The 18,564-nt window shown below is 69.4% G+C and carries 18 protein-coding genes; 10 read left to right on the top strand and 8 right to left on the bottom strand.

What is annotated here, in order from left to right; genetic code table 11:
- Positions 1–461: 461 nt before the first annotated feature.
- Positions 462–716: a hypothetical protein gene (locus FPV16_RS11240; RefSeq protein WP_227438275.1), complete on the bottom strand. Its 255-nt coding sequence runs from the start codon at positions 714–716 to the stop codon at positions 462–464.
- A gap of 124 nt (positions 717–840) precedes the next feature.
- Here FPV16_RS11240 and FPV16_RS11235 point away from each other — a divergent pair, with 124 nt between their 5' ends.
- Positions 841–2,319, top strand: coding sequence for an MFS transporter (locus FPV16_RS11235; RefSeq protein WP_227438274.1), 1,479 nt, complete (start codon positions 841–843; stop codon positions 2,317–2,319).
- Positions 2,320–2,352: 33 nt separating this feature from the next.
- Here the strand turns inward: FPV16_RS11235 and FPV16_RS11230 are convergent, their stop codons facing one another.
- On the bottom strand, positions 2,353–3,054 hold the full coding sequence (locus FPV16_RS11230; protein WP_227438273.1) for an SDR family NAD(P)-dependent oxidoreductase: 702 nt from the start codon (positions 3,052–3,054) through the stop codon (positions 2,353–2,355).
- Between the two features lie 64 nt (positions 3,055–3,118).
- The gene (locus FPV16_RS11225; RefSeq protein ID WP_227438272.1) at positions 3,119–3,592 is read right to left on the bottom strand and encodes a nucleoside deaminase; all 474 of its coding nucleotides are present in this window, start codon (positions 3,590–3,592) and stop codon (positions 3,119–3,121) included.
- A 142-nt stretch (positions 3,593–3,734) separates the two neighbouring features.
- Between FPV16_RS11225 and FPV16_RS11220 the strand changes: the two genes are divergently transcribed.
- From FPV16_RS11220 to FPV16_RS11205, 4 genes are all read left to right on the top strand, one after another.
- Positions 3,735–3,938 (top strand): CsbD family protein, encoded by a 204-nt coding sequence (locus FPV16_RS11220; RefSeq protein WP_227438271.1) that lies wholly within the window; start codon positions 3,735–3,737, stop codon positions 3,936–3,938.
- Between the two features lie 151 nt (positions 3,939–4,089).
- A complete protein-coding gene (locus tag FPV16_RS11215) occupies positions 4,090–6,309 on the top strand; it encodes a pseudouridine synthase (RefSeq protein WP_227438270.1) in 2,220 nt (739 codons plus the stop codon).
- A complete protein-coding gene (rsmD, locus tag FPV16_RS11210) occupies positions 6,306–6,863 on the top strand; it encodes a 16S rRNA (guanine(966)-N(2))-methyltransferase RsmD (RefSeq protein ID WP_227438269.1) in 558 nt (185 codons plus the stop codon). The genes FPV16_RS11215 and rsmD overlap by 4 nt, the downstream gene beginning before the upstream one ends.
- Positions 6,864–6,929: 66 nt before the next feature.
- Positions 6,930–8,063, top strand: a complete 1,134-nt coding sequence (locus FPV16_RS11205; RefSeq protein WP_227438268.1) for a spore photoproduct lyase family protein — start codon at positions 6,930–6,932, stop codon at positions 8,061–8,063.
- Between the two features lie 43 nt (positions 8,064–8,106).
- Here the strand turns inward: FPV16_RS11205 and FPV16_RS11200 are convergent, their stop codons facing one another.
- Positions 8,107–8,511 carry a winged helix-turn-helix transcriptional regulator gene (locus FPV16_RS11200; protein WP_227438267.1) on the bottom strand — a complete coding sequence of 135 codons (405 nt, stop codon included), beginning with the start codon at positions 8,509–8,511 and terminating at the stop codon, positions 8,107–8,109.
- A 76-nt stretch (positions 8,512–8,587) separates the two neighbouring features.
- Between FPV16_RS11200 and FPV16_RS11195 the strand changes: the two genes are divergently transcribed.
- Positions 8,588–9,199 carry an FMN-dependent NADH-azoreductase gene (locus FPV16_RS11195; protein WP_227438266.1) on the top strand — a complete coding sequence of 204 codons (612 nt, stop codon included), beginning with the start codon at positions 8,588–8,590 and terminating at the stop codon, positions 9,197–9,199.
- Between the two features lie 24 nt (positions 9,200–9,223).
- On the opposite strand, the gene mutL is transcribed toward FPV16_RS11195, so the two are convergent.
- The 3 genes from mutL to FPV16_RS11180 all read right to left on the bottom strand — a co-directional run bounded on the left by mutL (position 9,224) and on the right by FPV16_RS11180 (position 12,518).
- Positions 9,224–11,176, bottom strand: a complete 1,953-nt coding sequence (gene mutL, locus FPV16_RS11190) for a DNA mismatch repair endonuclease MutL (protein ID WP_227438265.1) — start codon at positions 11,174–11,176, stop codon at positions 9,224–9,226.
- Positions 11,177–11,247: 71 nt separating this feature from the next.
- On the bottom strand, positions 11,248–12,072 hold the full coding sequence (locus tag FPV16_RS11185) for a hypothetical protein (protein ID WP_227438264.1): 825 nt from the start codon (positions 12,070–12,072) through the stop codon (positions 11,248–11,250).
- Positions 12,069–12,518, bottom strand: coding sequence for an abscisic acid-deficient protein Aba4 family protein (locus FPV16_RS11180; protein WP_227438263.1), 450 nt, complete (start codon positions 12,516–12,518; stop codon positions 12,069–12,071). Before FPV16_RS11180 ends, FPV16_RS11185 begins: the two co-directional genes overlap by 4 nt.
- A 39-nt stretch (positions 12,519–12,557) precedes the next feature.
- Here FPV16_RS11180 and FPV16_RS11175 point away from each other — a divergent pair, with 39 nt between their 5' ends.
- Entirely contained in the window at positions 12,558–13,211 is a 654-nt protein-coding gene (locus FPV16_RS11175; protein WP_227438262.1) for a TetR/AcrR family transcriptional regulator, read from the top strand.
- Positions 13,212–13,296: 85 nt separating this feature from the next.
- Here the strand turns inward: FPV16_RS11175 and FPV16_RS11170 are convergent, their stop codons facing one another.
- A complete protein-coding gene (locus FPV16_RS11170; protein ID WP_227438261.1) occupies positions 13,297–14,286 on the bottom strand; it encodes a KpsF/GutQ family sugar-phosphate isomerase in 990 nt (329 codons plus the stop codon).
- Positions 14,287–14,643: 357 nt separating this feature from the next.
- Here FPV16_RS11170 and FPV16_RS11165 point away from each other — a divergent pair, with 357 nt between their 5' ends.
- From FPV16_RS11165 to FPV16_RS11155, 3 genes are all read left to right on the top strand, one after another.
- A complete protein-coding gene (locus tag FPV16_RS11165; RefSeq protein ID WP_227438260.1) occupies positions 14,644–16,332 on the top strand; it encodes a methyl-accepting chemotaxis protein in 1,689 nt (562 codons plus the stop codon).
- 197 nt (positions 16,333–16,529) lie between these two features.
- Positions 16,530–17,024, top strand: coding sequence for a hypothetical protein (locus FPV16_RS11160; protein ID WP_227438259.1), 495 nt, complete (start codon positions 16,530–16,532; stop codon positions 17,022–17,024).
- Between the two features lie 100 nt (positions 17,025–17,124).
- Entirely contained in the window at positions 17,125–18,555 is a 1,431-nt protein-coding gene (locus FPV16_RS11155) for a protein adenylyltransferase SelO (protein ID WP_227438258.1), read from the top strand.
- The last annotated feature ends 9 nt before the right edge of the window (positions 18,556–18,564 follow it).

The following is an 18,564-nucleotide window of genomic DNA, read 5'->3' as shown; positions in this document are numbered from 1 at the left end:
TAATAGAAGAACGGTGTGCCATGGGGCGAGGGTCCAGCCTGGTAGAAAGGCCGCCGGCCCGTTTCCGGCCATTGATTCTGTCATCGATAATATAATATGGAACAAATACCATATTTATAATATGATATACTTTTAATAATCTTAATTTATAATCACATATACTATTCTGTTGGACTGATTTGTGATTCAATTATTTCCAGTGTGGAGAGAAATCGATTTATCGGAATAGCGGATCAATATTATCAATTCCGTCTTTGTATCTGTATCTCGAGTTCCGATCTGTGAGCTCGTATATGATGCTGTGAATTGTCGAACCGCCACGGCGCCGTGCGCGCCCAATCTTCGGAAAACTGCCCTTTACCCTTACCTGGAGCTAAGTGGAGCGACCGCCGAATGGTCGACCCACGGTGGAGGCTCGTCTCCGCACTGTCGAAGGGCGCCGGCGCGGCCGGGCCGGGTGCTCACCGGTCGGCGAGGAGGCCGGGATAGACCACCCGCACGGCGCGCCGCTCCGCCGGAATGTCGGCGGTCGGGCGGTCCTTGATCGCGGCAACGGTGCTTCCCGTCGTCGTCACGTCGGCGGGGCGCAGGCGCCAGCCTTCGGCGCCGCGCGGCGGCCTGTGCGAGACCTCGTTGGCGCGCAGCGGCGACGCTGCGAGCGCGGCACCCGCAAGCACTGTGGTGGCGAGGATGGCGGCGAGAAGACGGGGATTCATCGGTCGAGGCACCCGGAGACGAGTGCCCTGAGTGAAGCGTGAACAGGTAAAGACGCCGACGGAACCGCGAGGCTTGGCCGTTCATTGCCAACAACATTCGTGTCCGAGAGTTAACGAGGCGTCGATGACGAGTATGGTCGAGGCAAAGCCGGGCTCCGCCCCGCCTGAGCGGGTTCCGATGGGCACGGTGATCGACACCGATATTTCCGCTCGTCTCGACCGGTTGCCCTGGGGACGCTTCCACATCCTCGTCATCGTGGCCCTCGGCATCACCTGGGTGCTCGACGGCCTCGAAGTTACTCTGGCGGGCTCCCTCGTGGGGGCCCTGCGGGCCGAGCCGATGAGCTTCACCGAGTTCGATATCGGTCTGGCGGCGAGTTCCTATCTTGTCGGCGCGGTGGTCGGGGCGCTCGGCTTCGGCTGGCTCACCGACCGGATCGGCCGCAAGAAGCTGTTCTTCATCACGCTGGCCCTGTACCTCGCGGCCACCGCGGCCACGGGCCTGTCCTGGAACATCTACAGCTTCTGCATTTTCCGGTTCCTCACCGGCGCGGGCATCGGCGGCGAATACACCGCCATCAACTCCACCATTCAGGAACTCGTCCCGGCCCGCGTGCGCGGCTGGACCGATCTCGTCATCAACGGTTCGTTCTGGATCGGGGCGGCCTTGGGCTCCTTCCTCTCCATCGCCGTGCTGCGTCCCGGCATGATCGACCCGGCCTGGGGCTGGCGCATCGCCTTCTTCGTCGGGGGCGGCATCGGCCTCGTGATCCTGCTGCTGCGGACCTGGATTCCTGAGAGCCCGCGCTGGCTCGCCACCCACGGCTACGTCGCCGAGGCGGACAGGGTCGTCACCAGCATCGAGAAGCGCTTCACCGACGAGGGCATCACCTTGCCGCCGGTGGACGAATCCAAGCGGATGAAGCTGAGGACCCGCAGCCACACGCCGCTCAAGGAAGTCTTCGGCACCATGCTGGTCGGCTACCGTAAGCAGACCTTGGTGGGCCTCGCCCTGATGATCGCGCAGGCGTTCTTCTACAACGCCCTGTTCTTCACCTACGCCCTCGTGCTCCAGCGCTTCTACGGCGTGCCGGGCGACCATGTCGGCTGGTACCTGCTGCCCTTCGCGCTGGGATCGTTCCTCGGCCCGCTGCTGCTCGGCCGCCTGTTCGATACGATCGGCCGCCGCCAGATGATCGCCTTCACCTACGGCATCTCGGCGGTGCTGCTCACCATCACCGGCTACCTGTTCAAGATCGAGGTGTTCGGCCCCGTCGGTCAGACGGCGGCCTGGATGGTGGTGTTCTTCTTCGCCTCCGCCGCGGCCTCTGCCGCCTACCTCACCGTGGCCGAGACCTTCCCCCTCGAGATCCGGGCGCTCGCCATCGCGGTGTTCTACGCGCTCGGCACCGGCATCGGCGGCGTCTCCGGCCCGCTCTTGTTCGGCGCCCTGGTGGAGACGGGATCCCGCGACAACGTGCTGATCGGCTACGGCATCGGTGCCGTGCTGATGCTGATCGCCGCCATCGTCGGCGGGATCTGGGGCACGGCCGCCGAGGGCAAGTCCCTGGAGGATGTCTCGAAGCCGCTGGCGGCGGCCTGAAGGCTGGCTGGTTCTGAGGCGCTCTCAGGCGGCTCAGAACCGCTCCACCCACGGACGCAAAGCGATTTCTGAGGTCCAGGCGCTGCGGTCCTGGCGCAGGACGTCCCAATAGGCCGAGGCGATGGCGTCGGGGTCAAGCAGACTGTCGGGTGCATCCGCGGTCTCGGGGCGGGAGGCGCTGCGGATCCCGCCGTCGATGACGAAATGGGCGACATGGATGCCCTTCGGCTGGAGTTCCCGCGCCAGGCTCTGGGACAGGCCGCGCAGGGCAAACTTGCCCATGGCGAAGGCCGCGGATTCGGCATAGCCCTTCACGCTCGCCGACGCCCCCGTGAACAGGATCGCGCCGTGCCGCCCCGGCAGCATGCGCCGCGCGGCGGCCTGGGCCACGAGGAAGCCGCCATAGGCCGAGACCATCAGGGCGTGACGCACCGCGTCCGGATCGAGATCGGCGATGGCGCCGCGCAAGCGGCCGCTGGCATTGTAGATCACCACGTCGGGCGGGCCGCCAAGAGCCGGTTCCATCCGGGCGAACAGCGCCTCAACCTCCGACGGGTCGACGGCATCGCAGGAATGCAGGGCGGCCCCGGTCTCGGCCGCCAGCCCTTCGAGCTTGCCGATGGAGCGCGAGGCGAGACCGAGGCGCAGGCCTTCGTGGGACAGGCGCCGCGCCAGCGAGGCGCTCAAGCCTTCGCCGGCGCCGACGATGAGGGCACGCTGATAGGTCGGGACCATGGGACATCTCCGGATGTTGAGGGTCTGTTGCCGAACGTCCCAGTGCCCGGGAAGGCTCCTGGCCTCAGCCTTCCCGCCGATCGCGAAAAAAATCGCGCAGGAGCGTGGCGGCCTCCGCCTCGCGCAAGCCGCCATAGACCTCCGGCGCATGGTGGCAGGTGGGCTGGTTGAAGACCCGTGGGCCGTGTTCGACCCCCCCGCCCTTCGGATCGAGGGCCGCGAAATAGACCCGGCGGATGCGCGCGAACGAGATGGCGCCAGCGCACATGGGGCAGGGCTCCAAGGTGACGTAGAGGTCGCAGCCGATCAGGCGCTCGTCGTCGATGGCGGCGCAGGCGGCGCGGATCGCCAGGATCTCCGCATGGGCGGTGGGATCGCGCAGCCCACGGGGGCGATTATGGGCGACGCTGAGGATCGTACCGTCCCGCACGATCACGGCCCCCACGGGCACCTCTCCCTCCATGGCCGCGCGCCGGGCGGCGTCGAAGGCGAGGCTCAGCGGATCGGTCGCGGCCTTCAAGGAGACGGGCACAGTCATGATCGTCGGGCCCAAGCTTCTGGCTTCGTTGAGTAAATGACCGAGTCGAGATCCCGTGATCAAGCCCGGCAGGAACCTCGCGGCGACGGGGCCGTTTCCTTCCCGACGCGGCAAGGCCGCAGGATCTTTTCAGGAGCAGACGATGAGCAGCACCACCGACAAGATCAAGGGTCTCGCCAACGAAGCCGTCGGCAACGTGAAGCAGGGCATCGGCAATGCCACGGACAACGACAAGCTCAAGGCCGAAGGCAAGGCCCAGGAACTGAAGGGCGAAGCCCAGAAGACCGTCGGCGACGCCAAGGACGGCGTCAAGAGCGCTGCCGACACGGTGAAGAGCAAGCTCTGAGCTTTGGCATCGAGCAATAGCGAATACGTATGCGAAGGCGGCCGGGAGGCCGCCTTCTTCGTATGCGGCTGCAACGCCCCCTTGCTCTGCGGGTAGGCCGCTCCACGCGCAATCGCTCGCAACCTCGCCTCCGCTCTGTTATGGGGCTGGGATGAGCGACAAGACAGACGAACAGACGGGCGGGTCCGAGGACGCGCCCGAGACCAACAACGTTTCCGGCGAAGCGTGGTCCCCGGCGACCGATGCGGGCGTGCCCGGCCCGTCCGCCGAAGAGCAGCCGGCGCCACGCCGGGCCGCGCTCGCCAGGGGCGGCGACGCCCCCCTGCGCCGCAAGGCCGCCTTGCCGAGGCCGGCGGCTAAGCCCGTGGACACTGATTCTGCCGCTGGTTCCGATCCGGCGACGCCCGAGGGCGACCGCATCGCCAAGGCGATCGCCCGCGCCGGCATCGCGTCCCGTCGCGACGTCGAGGCGATGATCGCCGAGGGCCGTGTCACCCTCAACGGCAAGGTGCTGACCTCGCCGGCGATCAACGTGACGGATGCGGACGAGATCACCGTCGATGGCGAGCCCCTGCCCGCCCGCGAGCGGACCCGGCTGTGGATCTATCACAAGCCGCGGGGCCTCGTGACCACGGCCCGCGACCCGGAAGGGCGCCAGACCGTCTTCGAGGCCCTGCCCGAGGATCTGCCGCGCGTGGTCGCCATCGGCCGTCTCGACATCAACACCGAAGGCCTGCTGCTGCTCACCAACGACGGCGGCCTCGCCAAGGTGATCGCCCATCCCGATACCGGCTGGCTGCGGCGCTACCGCGTCCGCGCGCATGGCGACACGAATCAGGCCGAACTCGACAAGCTGCGTAAGGGCGTGACCATCGACGGCATGGATTACGGCCCGGTGGATGCGGTCCTCGACCGGTCCTCGGGCGACAATCTCTGGCTGACGCTCGGCCTGCGCGAGGGCAAGAACCGCGAGGTCAAGCGCATCCTCGAACATCTGGGTCTGGCCGTGAACCGGCTGATCCGCCTGTCCTTCGGCCCCTTCCAGCTCGGCGATCTCGAAGTGGGCCTCGTCGAGGAGATCCGCACCAAGGTGCTCAAGGAGCAGCTGGGCCCGACCCTGGCCGACCAGGCCGGCGTCGATTTCACCAGCCCCAACCGTGAGCCGATCGCCCCGTTCGGCTCGCCAAAGGCGGCTCAGCAGCAGACCAAGCAGCCCGCCCGCAGCGCCTCGGCGGCCGCGGCGAGGAGTGCCGGCCGCAGCTATGACGACGCCCCGCGGGGCGGCGACCGCGGCGGTGACCGTGATCGGGGCGGCGACCGCCCCCTGCGCAGGCCCGCCGAGCCGGCCCGCGTGCCCACCGGCGGCAACAGCGCCGGCCCCCGCCGCTCGGTCTGGCACGCCGAAGAGGCCGCGCCGCAGGAGGACGGTGCGCGCCGGGTCAAGATCCCCCGCCGTGGCGCCGATCCCAAGGCCGAACGTGAGGCCTCCGCTGCCCGCGGCCGCGAGCGCGTCGGCGCGATCAATACCGGCGAGCGCCGGGTCCTGGTGGAACGCCTGAAGGCCAGCCCGCAGGAGCCGGCCCCCGAGCCGCATCGCCGCGACCGGGGCGCCCGCCGTGACGACACGGGCGCCGCCGAGCGTCCGGTCCGGACGCTGCGCCAATCCGATGCCAAGGCGGCCCGCCGCGAGGAGACCGATGCCCGGCCACCGCAGCGCCGGTTCGACGGCGACGCCAGACCTCCGCGCAGCGACGCCAGGCCTCCGCGCCGGGACGATGCGCCGCGCGGCGGTTTCGGGCGGCCCGATGGCGCCGAGCGGCGCGGTCCGCCTCGTGGCGGCGACGAGCGTCCGCGCAGCTTCAAGCCCCGCGACGGCGGCGGCTTCAACGACCGGGCTGAGCGGCCGGCCTTCAATCGCGGCGAGCCGCGTGGGGACAGGCCCGCGGGATTCCGCAGCGAGAAGCCGGCCTTCAATCGCGGCGGAGACGATCGTCCCGGCGGCGGCCGACCGGGCGGATTCAAGCCCGGCGGCTTCAAAGGAGCGGGCTTCAAGGGCCGCTCCGACGAGCGCCAGGGCGGCGACCGTGACATCGGCGCCGAACGCTCGGGCGCCGATCGTGGCGGTTTCCGGCCGGGTGGTAAGCCCGGCGGGTTCGGCAAGCCCGGTGGGTTCGGAAAGCCGGGTGGGTTCAGCAAGCCCGGCGGATCGGGCAGACCCGCTGGAGCCAGCAGGCCTGGCGGCTTCAAGGCCGGTGGTTCGTCCCGGCCCGGCGGTTCGGCCAAGCCCGGTGGGTTCGGCAATCGCGGCGGTGGCGCGGGCGGCAAGCCCGGTGGCGGCGGCGGACGTCCGCCCCGTGGCGGCTCGCGGTGAGGATCGTCGGCGGCGACCTGCGTGGACGCCGCCTCGCCACCCCGAAATCGGACGCGATCCGGCCGACCTCGGACCGTCTGCGCGAGGCGCTCTTCAACGTCCTCGCCCATGCCTATGACGACGCGGTGGCCGGTGCGCGGGTCCTCGATCTCTTCGCCGGAACCGGGGCCTTGAGCTTCGAGGCCCTGTCCCGCGAGGCGAGCTACGCCCTCCTGGTGGACGAGGGGGCGGAGGCGCGCGGTCTGATCCGCGAGAACATCGATGCCCTGGGCTGCGCCGGCAAGACCCGGCTGTTCCGCCGCGATGCGACCAAGCTCGGCCCCGCCGGGACCAGCGGGACCTTCACCCTCGTCTTCTGCGATCCCCCCTACAACCGGGACCTCGCGCCGGCCGCCCTGTCCAGCGCATCCCATGGCGGGTGGCTCGCCCCCGGCGCCCTGGTGGTGGTGGAGGAGGCGGCGGGCGCCAGCGTCGCGCTGCCCTCCGGCTTCACCGAACTGGAGCGCCGGGTCTACGGCGACACCGCCCTGGCTTTCGCGCGCTTCCAGGCCTGAACCGTCGGCCCTGCGGCCCCGGCGCGCGCCGGGAACCCCGGGGCATCGTCGCTGCGTTGCCCCGGCATGGTCCTCGATGACGCCACGCGCGATCCCGTCACGGCCGAACCGGCGAAGGCCGAGCCGGGGGATGCTCCGCGTGACTCCCGCCTGTGGCGGCCACGCCGAGTGCTGGTGACGCCGGCGGCCCTGGAGCATGCCCATGGCCGCGCGATGCTGGCGCGGGCCGAGGCGCTCGGTCTCCCGGTGGAGCGCCTGAAGAACAACCGCCTCACGGGCCTGCGCGACGAGGATCCGCGCCGGGCCTATCGCGAGGCGAAGGCCACCCTCGCCATCGTGGTGGCGCCCCCGAGCAAGCTGCGGCTGCAGCCGATCCCGCCCAGTGCCGACTGGCGCTTCGATCTTGCCGAGGGCTGCCCGGCCCATTGCCAATATTGCTACCTCGCCGGCTCCCTCTCCGGCCCGCCGGTGACGCGGGCCTACGCCAATCTCGACGCGATCCTCGGGAACCTGCCGGCCTATCTCGGCCAGGGCGGCGTCACCTCGGCCCAGGCCGGCCGCGTCGAGGAGGGCACCACGTTCGAGGCCTCGTGCTACACCGATCCCCTCGGCATCGAGCACCTGACCGGCTCGCTCTCGGCGGCGATCACGCATTTCGGCGCCTGGGACGCGGCGGTGCAACTGCGGTTCACGACCAAATTCGCCGCGGTCGAACCCCTTCTGGCGCTGCCCCATCGGGGCCGGACCCGCGTGCGGTTCTCCCTCAACGCCCGTGCCGCCGCGCGCTACGAGGGCGGCACCGCCAGTCTCGATGCCCGCCTGCGGGCCCTCGGTGCCATGGCGCGGGCCGGCTACCCGGTCGGTCTCACCATCGCGCCGATCATCGCCGTTGCCGATTGGCCGGACGCCTATGGAGGGCTCCTGCGGGAGGTGGCGGATGCGCTGTCCGCCCTGCCCGATCCCGACCTCACCGTGGAACTCATCACGCACCGGTTCACACCGGGATCGAAGGACGTGCTCGAGGGCTGGTATCCCGGCTCCGACCTGCCGATGCGGGAGGACGAGCGCAGTCGCAAACTCACCAAGTTCGGCTCGGTGAAGTATGTCTATCCCCGCGACCTCATGCGGACGATGCGGGAGACGATCACCGCCGCCGTGGCGCGCGAACTCCCTTTCGCCCGGATCCTCTACTGGACCTGATCGGCTGGTCTTCTCGCTGTCACGCCCGTCGAATGTCCCGGATTCAGGCCGGGTCCGTCTCGCTGCCTGTGTCGAAACGGGTCCGCGCGGCGTGGATCGCGGGCAGGTTCGCGAAGGCCCAGCTGCCCAGCGCCTGAACCGGTACCTGGAGGGAGCGGCCGAGGGCGGTGAGTTCGTAATCCACGCGGGGCGGGATCGTCGGAGTGACGGTGCGGGAGACCAGGCCGTCGCGCTCCAGGCCGCGCAGGGTGAAGGTGAGCATCCGCTGCGAGATGCCGCCGATGATCCGCTTCAATTCGTTGAAGCGCCGGGGCCCATCCGTCAACGTCATCACCACGAGGATGCTCCATTTGTCGCCCACTCGCGCCAGCACCGTACCGACCACCCGGCAATCGCCGGGGCGGTGAGGGGCCTGTGCCTCGGTTACGTCGCTGTGACCGGGTTCCACGAATGTGCCTCCTTGCGCATGGGCCGCTCCGGTTATCTATAGCGCCTCGGTATATTTCTGATACCGAGGATCGAACATGAACCTTCTGCACATCGACAGCAGCATCCTGGGCGAGCATTCCGTCAGCCGCGCCGTCTCGGCCGCCATCGTCGCCCGTCTCCAGGCGGGGGCACCCGATCTTAACACGACCTATCGCGATCTGGCCGCCACGCCGATCCCGCATCTCTCCGGCGCCTATCTGGCGGGCCATCAGCCCAACGCTACCAACACGCCCGACATCCAGAACGACGTCGCGCTCGGCCGCACGGTCCTGGCCGAGTTCCTGGCCGCCGACATCGTGGTGATCGGCGCGGCGCTCTACAATTTCACGATCTCGACCCAGCTCAAGGCCTGGATCGACCGCATCCTCGTGGCCGGACAGACCTTCAAATACACCGAGAGCGGCGCCGTCGGCCTCGTGCCCGAGAAGCGCGTCATCGTCGCCGTGGCGCGCGGTGGCCTCTATGGTCCGGGGTCACCCGCCGCCTCGGCGGAGCATGCCGAGACTTATCTGAGGGTCGTCCTCGGCTTCATCGGCATCACCAACCCGGACTTCATCATCGCCGAGGGGATCGCCCTCGGCCCCGAGGCCCGGGAGAAGGCCCTCGCCGGGGCGCTCGAAGCCGCCTCCGCTCTCGCGGCCGCCTGAGGACCGAAGAGCCGGCGCAACTCTCTAGCGCCGGCCGAACAGCCGCTCGATATCGTGGAGCTTCAGTTCCACGAAGGTCGGGCGGCCGTGATTGCAGGTGCCGGCGAACGGGGTCGCCTCCATCTCGCGCAGGAGGGCGTTCATCTCCTCGGGCCGCAGGCGGCGTCCGGCGCGGATCGAACCGTGGCAGCTCATGCGCGAGAGGATCGCGTCGAGGCGCCGACCGAGGGGGCCGCCCTCGGTTCCGTCCGCGCTCCCCTCCTCCAGGCCGCTCGCGTCGAGGGCGTCGAGGATGTCCTCCAGGAGACGGCGGGTGGACGCATCGGCCAGCGCCACGGGAACCTCGCGCACGAGGACCGCGCCGGTGCCGAAGGCCTCGAGGGTGAGGCCGAGACGGTCGAGGTCGGGGGCGGCCGCGATCAGGCGCTCGGCCTCCTGGGGCGCCATCTCCACCACGTCGGGGATAAGGAGGCCCTGCCGGGCGATGCCGCCGGCGGCGCGCTCGCGCTTCAGCCGCTCGTAGACGAGGCGCTCATGGGCCGCGTGCTGGTCGACGAGGACGATCCCGTCGCGGGTCTGCGCGACGATGTAGGTCTCGTGAAGCTGCGCGCGGGCGGCCCCCAGGGGATGCTCGCTCTCGGGCGGTTCGATCTCCGGCTGGCGCAGATCGGCCCCGGGCGGCGCGAGATCGGCGGAGAACAGCGCCTGCGCATGGTCCCCGAACCCGGCCTCGGACCGGTCGAATTTCGCTTGTGGCGCCTCGAACAGACCCCCACCCGCCCCGAAGGACGATGCCGGCGCATGGCCGGCGGGCGCGCCGAACGAGGGCAGGCCGGGCGGGATCGCTGCCCTGCCCGACCAGGCGCCGCGCCCCGAATGCGCCGTCATCGCCGGCCGTAGCGACGGTGAAGCATGGCCCGGACGCAGGGCGTCCAGGGTCCGGGCCGCGCCGGTACTGGCGTTGCGCGCTCCGACCTGCCGCAGGGTCTCGTGGATGGCGCTGACGATGAGGGCGCGCACGAGGCCCGGCTCGCGGAAGCGCACCTCGGTCTTGGCGGGATGGACGTTCACATCGACGAGGGCCGGGTCGCAGGTGATGGCGAGGCCGAGCACCGGATGGCGGTCGGCGCTCATCGTGTCGGCATAGGCCCCGCGCACGGCACCGAGCAGCAGGCGGTCCCGGACCGGGCGGCCGTTGACGGTGAAATGGATCTGGTTGCCCGCGCCGCGATGGTAGCTCGGCAGGCCGATATGGCCGGACAGGGCGAAGCCCTCCCGCGCCATCTGGAGGGGGGCGGAACTCGCGCCGAAATCCGGCCCCAGCACCGCCGTGAGCCTCCGCAGGGCCGCGTCGTCGCCGGTCTCGGCGGACAAGACGAGGGGGCTGCCGCTCTCGGAGCGGAGGGCGAAGCGGATCCGCGGCTGCGCCACGGCGAGGCGCCGCAACCCATCGGCGATGGCCAGCGCCTCGGCGCGGTCGGATTTGAGGAATTTCAGCCGCGCCGGCGTCGCCGAGAACAGGTCCGTGACTTCGATCCGCGTGCCGCGCGGGCTCGGTGCGGGGCGGACCTCGCCCTTGATGCCGGCATCGACCACCAGGGTCGATCCGGTCTCGGCCTCCGCCGTGCGGCTGGTGAGGGAGAGGCGGGCCACCGCCCCGATGGAGGGCAATGCCTCGCCGCGAAAGCCGAGGGAATCGATGCGGGTCAGGTCACCGCCGGGGAGTTTCGAGGTGGCATGGCGCTCCACCGCGAGGGCGAGATCCTCCGCGCTCATGCCGGCGCCGTCATCCACCACGCGGATCAGCCGGCGGCCCCCCGCCTCGATCGTCACCTCGATGCTGGCGGCGCCCGCATCGATGGCGTTCTCCACCAGTTCCTTCACGGCGGAGGCCGGGCGCTCCACCACCTCGCCCGCGGCGATTCGGTCCACGAGGATCGGGTCGAGGCGGCGGACGGGGCGGAGCACGGGCGGCATTGCCGTCACCATAGGCGAGCGCGCCGCCGCATCAAAGCGCCGCCCGCCACGTCGTGGCGGGAAGAACGCGCTCAACCAAAAGGAAAGGCGAGGCCCCGTCCGGCCTGGATCCAGGCAGTCGCGATGAGGCCGCACAGGAGGCAGGCCACCAGCGTCACAAGCGCCCGTCGCCGGGGCCAGCCCAGGGCCATGAAGCCGGCGGCTACGAGCGGCAGGATCTGTTCCCCGTGCATGCCGAGGAAATGCGCGATCCTGAGATCGCCGCCCGCCCGGTTCCAGCCGAGGAGCGGCCATGCCGCGCCGATCGGGCCGACCGCATGGCTGCGGTTGGCGCTGAGGGCGATGCCGGTGGCGGCCCCGAGGATCACCGTCATGGCGAGGCCGAGAACCACCGCCAGGCGCAGGCTCGGTTCGAGGCCGGGAAGCGGCCGGACCGCCACCGCGATGGCCAGGGGAATCTTGGCAGCGAGCAGGGTCAGCGCCAGAATTCCCATGAACGCGTAGAGGATGGCGTGAAGCGGATCGCCATCGTTGAAATGCGAGGCCTCGGCCCGGGCGGCCTGCAGAGTGATGTAGCCGAGCTCGAACCCGCCCGCGACGACGAGGAGGAGCCGGCCGGTGCGCAGGGAGCGGGAATGGCGATGGTCCGGCCGGACATAGCCGGTGAACCAGGCGAAGGTCAGGGCGTATACGCCGACCGAGACGAAGAACTTCCCGGGTTTCGTCCAGACGAAGGCGCCGTCGATGAGCCGCCCGTCGATGAGGGGCAGTGCCAGGGTGACGGCGCCGGTCAGCAGGCAGGCGAGGCCGAAGGCGGTGAGGACGGGATCGTCCGCGCGAAGCCGAGCGAGCGCCGTGGGGCGGCGGTCCTGTCCGGTGAGGGCGGACGCGCTCATGCCCGGGCCGCCAGGCCGAGCCTGCCGGTGCTGAATCCGATGACGAGGGCGAGGAGCAGCCCGGCCGGGCCGACGAGGAAGGTGAGGACGAGGCAGGGCAGGATCAGCAGGGGCGAGAGCCCCGCCCCGGTGCCGGCGCGGGCGATGCAGGCGCCGACGAAAAGATCGAAGGCGAGATAATGGATCCAGCCGGCGGTGAGCGCATGGTCGTCGGCGAAGAGGGAACGCACCGCCTCGATGGAGTCGAAGCCGCCCTTCGCGCCCCCGGCCAGCCCCGCCGCCAGGGCGCCGATATAGGCCACCGCCAGAAGCGCCGGGAGGACCAGGCCCGTGCCGATCCAGGTCGCGCGTCGGAGCCGAGGTGCGAACAGCGCGATGGCGAGGGCGATCCAGCCGAAAAGGGCGATCGAGCTGCAGAGGGAGAATAGACTCGCTGCGGAAATCACGGCTTGTCCGACCTCATCTTGACATCGTATAGATCGAACATGAGCGAGCATCTTGACACTGTCAAGCCATCCAAGGGCGTCGGAACGGCCGGGGCAGCCGCCTACCATCACGGCGATCTGCGGGCCGCCCTGATCGAGGCGGCGACGGCCATCCTGCGGGAGCGCGGGATCGACGGGTTCTCCCTGAGGGAGGCGGCGCGCCGTGCCGGGGTTTCGCCGGCGGCCCCGCAGCATCATTTCGGCGATGCGCGCGGGCTCCTCACCGCCGTGGCGACGGAGGGTTTCCGGATGCTGGGTGACGCGCTGGCGGCGGCCGATTCCGCCGCGATGGACCGCGACGGGCGTATCCGCGCGCAAGGCCGGGCCTATGTCGCCTTCGCCCTCGACCACCCGGCCGCATTCGACACGATGTGGCGCTGCGCGCGGATCGATACGGGCGACGCGGCCTATGCGGCGGCGGCCGGTCGCGCGTTCGGACTTCTGAAAGCGGCGGTGGACGGAACCCCTTTCGAGGATGACGGGCCACCGTCGGCGTCCAATCCCGCCGCCCCGGACCCGAAGGCCATGGCCTGCTGGTCCCTGGTCCATGGTCTCGCGCGGCTCGCCCTTGATGGAGCGCTAGGGCCGGCCGAGGCGGCGCGCGGAGCCATCGACGGGATGCTGGAGCCGGTCCTCGATTGCCTGACGGTGTGATGCCGGGACGAGGCGGCTCAAAGTCCGCTCTCATCGCGAGGCCGGGGGCGGATCCGCTCCGGTCTTTGCGGAATCGGCCCTGTTGTCAGGCGACCCCTGCCCGCAGCAGGTCGTGATAATGCACGAGGCCCACGGGCCGTTCGTTCTCGACGACGATCAGCGAGGTGATCTTCATCGATTCCTGGATTTCCAGGGCCTTGGCGAGGAGGGTCTCGGGGCTCACGGTGCGCGGCCGGACGCTCATCAGCGCTTCGACCACGAGACTGTCGAGATCGGCCCTGAACACGTTGCGGCGCAGGTCGCCGTCGGTGAGGATGCCGGCGAGGCGGCCGTCCTCCTCCACCACCACCACCGATCCGAATCCCTTGGCGTCGATCTCGGCGATGGCGGCGCGCATGCCCGTGCCGCGCCGGACCACCGGCAGCTGATCGCCCGCATGCATCACCTCGCGGACCTGGCGGAGTGAGGCTCCCAGGCGTCCGCCGGGATGGTAGATGCCGAATTCGCGGGCGGAGAAACCGCGGGCCTCGAGCAGGGCGATGGCAAGCGCATCGCCCAGGGCAAGCTGCATCGCCGTGGAGGTCGTGGGCGCAAGCCCGTTGGGACAGGCTTCGCGGGCCTTGGGCAGGGTCAGGCAGATATCGGCCTCCCGCCCGAGGGTCGAACCGGCATTCGCCGTGATGGCGATGAGACCGACCCGGTAGCGCCGCGCATAGCCGATGATGTTGGCGAGTTCCGTGGTCTCGCCCGACCACGACAGGGCGACGACGACGTCCTCCGGCTGGATCATGCCGAGATCGCCATGGCTGGCCTCGGCCGGATGGACATAGAGCGCGGGGGTGCCGGTGGAGGCCATGGTCGCCGCGATCTTGCGGCCGACATGGCCGGACTTGCCCATGCCGGTGAGGATGGCGCGGCCCTTGGCGGTGGAGATGCGGGCGACGGCGTCCGAGAAGGCGGTGCCGAGACCGTTGCCGATGGCCTCCATCAGGCAGCGCAGACCCTCGCACTCGGTCTCGATGGTGCGCAGGGCCGAGGCGATGGCGGGCGCATGGCCGGCATCGGGGGGCGACATCCGCTTCTCCGCTGCAGCACCGCCCATGACCATCCCCGCCTTCGCTGGCGCGCGCGGCACCATGACGTGCCGCCTATGCAAGGCGAATGTGGTCGGATGGGGGCTTGGGCGCATGGGACGCGAGCACATGGGGCGCGAGCACATGGGACGCGAGGGACCCGTATCGGCGGTGGCGTGGCGGAGGCGAGGGTATCGGGGGCGGGTGCGGGGAATGCCCTGCCGCCCTATGGATGGCACTATACTACGTCAATGTTGAAAAATTTCCGACTGCAACAAGTGATCGTTAACTGTTCAGCTGGAATGTCAACTCTGAAGTAACGGCTGATCGTCGCGGCGCGCGGTCAGGAAGAGGTTTTCATGTCAATCCAGACACTCTCGATTCGTGCCAAGCTCATCACGGCATTCTCCCTCCTTACTTTATTTGTGATTGGCCTGGGAGTGCTTGGGATCGTCAGTACGCAGCGCATGCGCGAGCAAGCTCTCGACATCGAAAACAACTGGCTTCCGAGCGTTCGTGTCCTTGGTGAGATCGATACTCTGACGGCCCGCAACAACGGCGTCATGCTGCGTCACACGCAGGAGACCGACTCCCAGAGGCTGGCGACGATCGAGGGCGACCTCGTGCGGTTCGGAAAGAGGATCGACGAGAAGAAGGTCGCCTACGAGCGGATGATCGCTTCTCCCGAAGAGCGCGAGCTCTACGAGACGTTCACGCGCGAGTCCGGCAAATTCGCCGCGATCCGCCAGACCATCCTGGATCTGTCCCGCAGCGGGGAGAAGGCACAGGCTTTCTCCCTCTACGAGAACAAGGGGATCACCATCCGTCGGGGCATGTCGGACGCCCTCGAAAAGCTGGTGAGCCTGAACAATGTCGGAGCCGATCAGGCGCAGGCACGGAGCAAGGCGGTCTTCGAAGAGGCCCGGACCCTGGGCATCGCCGCGATCGTCGTCGCGGTCGTCCTGTCCGTCCTGTCCGCCTTCATGATCATCTACGGCGTGAGCCGAGGCATCGATTCCGTGGTGCAGCCGATGCAGGCGCTCGCCGCGGGCGACCTGTCGGTGACCATCCCGCACCAGAACGCCAGGACCGAGATCGGGCGCATCGCCGACGCCGTGCAGGTGTTCAAGAACGGATTGCACCGGATGAAGGCCCTGGAAGATGAGACCGTCCTGGCCCGTGCCGGCGCGGAAGCGCAGCGAAAGGCCGCCATGCGGTCCATGGCCGACGGCTTCGAGTCCGCCGTCGGCGGGATCATTCAGAGCGTGTCCAGTTCGGCGACGGAGTTGCAGGCGACCGCGCAGAGCATGGCCGGCACCGCGACGGAGACCGCCGCGCAATCCACGAGCGTCGCCGCTGCGGCGGAACAGGCCGCCTGCAACGTCACCACCGTGGCGGCCGCAGCCGAGGAGCTCGGCTCGTCGGTGCAGGAAATCGGCCGTCAGGTCAGCGCCTCGGCCGGCCTGGCCCACGTCGCCGTCGAGGAAACCGCCCGGACCGCGACGCTCGTGAAGGACCTGAACAGCGCCGTGGCGAAGATCGGCGACGTGGTCACGATGATCAGCGCCATTGCGGGCCAGACCAACCTCCTGGCCCTGAACGCGACCATTGAGGCGGCCCGTGCCGGCGAGTCGGGACGCGGCTTTGCCGTCGTCGCCGCCGAGGTGAAGGAACTCGCCAACCAGACCGCCAGGGCGACCGAGGAGATCGGCGGCCATATCGCCTCGATCCAAGGCTCCACCGATCAGGCGGTCTCGGCGATCGGCGGCATCACCACCCGCATCCAGGAGATCAGCGCCGTCGCCACGACGATCGCGGCCGCGGTGGAGGAGCAGGGCGCCGCCACGCAGGAGATCGTCCGCAACGTGTCCCAAGCCGCCACCGGCACGGGTGAGGTCACGGTGAACATCGCGGGCGTGGCAGGGGCCGCCGAGGAGACCGGAGCTGCCGCCAGCCAGGTGCTCGGCGCGGCATCGGAGCTGTCACGCCAGTCCGAACATCTCAATGCCGAACTGGGCCGCTTCCTCGCGACGATCCGCGCGGCCTGACTAGGGCGGGCCTCTGGCGCGGGAGTGCTGTCCCGGTTTTCGCGGGAGGTCTGCCCGCGCCACCAGCGCCACGTTGCGCCGGGTCGCCCACCCCGAAGCGGAGGGCGACGAGCCGCGTGGGTGGATCGAGGCGACGATCCGGCGAATGCGCCTCCGCCGACTGGTGAGATCCACGCCCGGCGCGGTATGCCTCGCGGATGCAGCGCATCATCGTCATGGGGCCGCCCGGAAGCGGAAAATCGACACTGGCGCGGCGTCTCGGCGCCGCGCATCACCTGCCCGTCTTCCACCTCGACCAGGCCTATTTTCGTCCCGGGTGGGAGCCCGTGCCGGTGGAAGAGTTCCGTGCCGAGGTCGAGCGCCTCGCGGCCCTCCCCCGCTGGATCATCGACGGGAATTACACGGACGTCATCGGGCCGCGCTTCGAGGCGGCGGATACCCTGGTCTATCTCGATCTTCCGGCCTGGCTGACGATGGCGCGCGTGATCCGGCGCCTGATGGCGAGCTATGGCCGGGTCCGGCCGGATGCAGCGCGCGGATGCCCGGAACGGCTCGATGCCGAGTTCCTGCGCTACGTCTGGACCTGGAACCGCAAGAGGCGAGCCCGGAACCTCGCCCTGATCGAGCGGTTTCCCGGCAAGGTCGTCATCCTGGCAAGCCGGGCAGAGCAGCGGCGGTTCGGAAGGGCGTGACCCGCCCCCGATAGGCGCTCGTATCGATTGGGGACGGCTGTCATCGCCGGCCCGCCCTCGCTAGAGTCCGGGTCGCCATCGTAGGAACCCACGCTCGCCCATGCCAACACCACGCACCGCCGCGAAGCACGCCGAACTCGGCCCCGATTTCTACGACGTCGTCGCCGCCGCCGATTTCCCGAAGACGATCCTGCGCTACCGAAACCGGCCCTGGTCGGCGCGGGTCGGTCTCGATGGCCTCTCCGACGAATCGTGGATCGCGCATTTCGGCCGGTTCCAGCCGCTCGCCGGCAGCCTGCCCCAGCCCCTGGCGCTACGCTATCACGGCCACCAGTTCCGCTCCTACAACGCCGATCTCGGCGATGGGCGCGGTTTCCTGTTCGCGCAGCTCCACGACCTTGCGGATGGGCGCCTTCTCGATCTTGCCACCAAGGGTAGCGGCACCACGCCGTGGTCGCGCACGGCCGATGGCCGCCTCACCCTGAAGGGGGGCATGCGCGAGATCCTCGCCACCTCCATGCTCGAGGCCCTGGGCGTCGACACCTCGAAGACCTTTAGCCTCATCGAGACCGGTGAAGAGCTGGAGCGGGGCGACGAGCCCTCCCCCACCCGGTCCAGCGTTCTCGTGCGCCTCAGCCATTCCCATATCCGCATCGGCAGCTTCCAGCGCCTGTTGGCGCTGGACGAGCCGCACAACATCGAGAAGCTTCTCGATTATGCGGTGCGCACCTACCTGCCGGAGGCCTGGCGCGAGGAGACCGCGCTCCGTGCCGTCGCCTTCCTGGAACAGGTCTGCCGGCGGGTCGCCCGCACGGGCGCGCAGTGGATGGCGGCGGGCTTCGTCCACGGGGTGCTCAACACCGACAACATCAACATCACGGGCGAGAGCTTCGATTACGGCCCCTGGCGCTTCGCGCCGACCAGCGACCCGGGCTTCACCGCCGCCTATTTCGACGTCCATGGGCTCTACAGTTTCGGCCGCCAGCCCGAGGCCCTGTTCTGGAATCTCAGCCGGCTCGCGGAATGCCTGACGCCGCTCGCCGACCGCGACGCCCTCGAAGGCGCCCTTAAAGTCTTCGGATCGAGCCTGCAGGACGCCTTCGCCGACGCGCTCCTGGCCCGGCTCGGCCTCGCCAAGCCCGCCGACGAGGGAGACCTGCACCGCTTCGTCGCCGCGTTCTGGGGCTTTTTGGCGAAGAGCCGGGCACCCTTCGAGCAGACCTTTTTCGACTGGTACGGTGGTCTCGCCAGTTCCGATCGCGCGGCGGCGAGCCCGTCATCCGCCTTCTACGAGCGCGAGGATTTCGCCGCCGTCAGGGCCAGCCTCGCATCCCTCTCGCCGGTGGAGAACATCCGCCTCGACCACCCGTATTTCGCCGGGGCCACGCCCTGCACGATGCTGATCGACGAGGTCGAGAGCCTGTGGGATCCCATCGCCGACCGGGACGACTGGTCGGCGCTCCATGCCAAGCTCGATGCGATCGCCCGGATGGCGGAGGCCTACGGCACGGCACCGGCACCCGTCGCCTGAGAGGGCGCC

Origin of the sequence: Methylobacterium sp. W2 (assembly GCF_020662345.1) — a bacterium.
Taxonomy (GTDB): Bacteria; Pseudomonadota; Alphaproteobacteria; order Rhizobiales; family Beijerinckiaceae; genus Methylobacterium.
The sequence above is the reverse complement of the archived record's forward strand: the minus strand, read 5'-3'. Positions and strand labels throughout refer to the sequence as shown.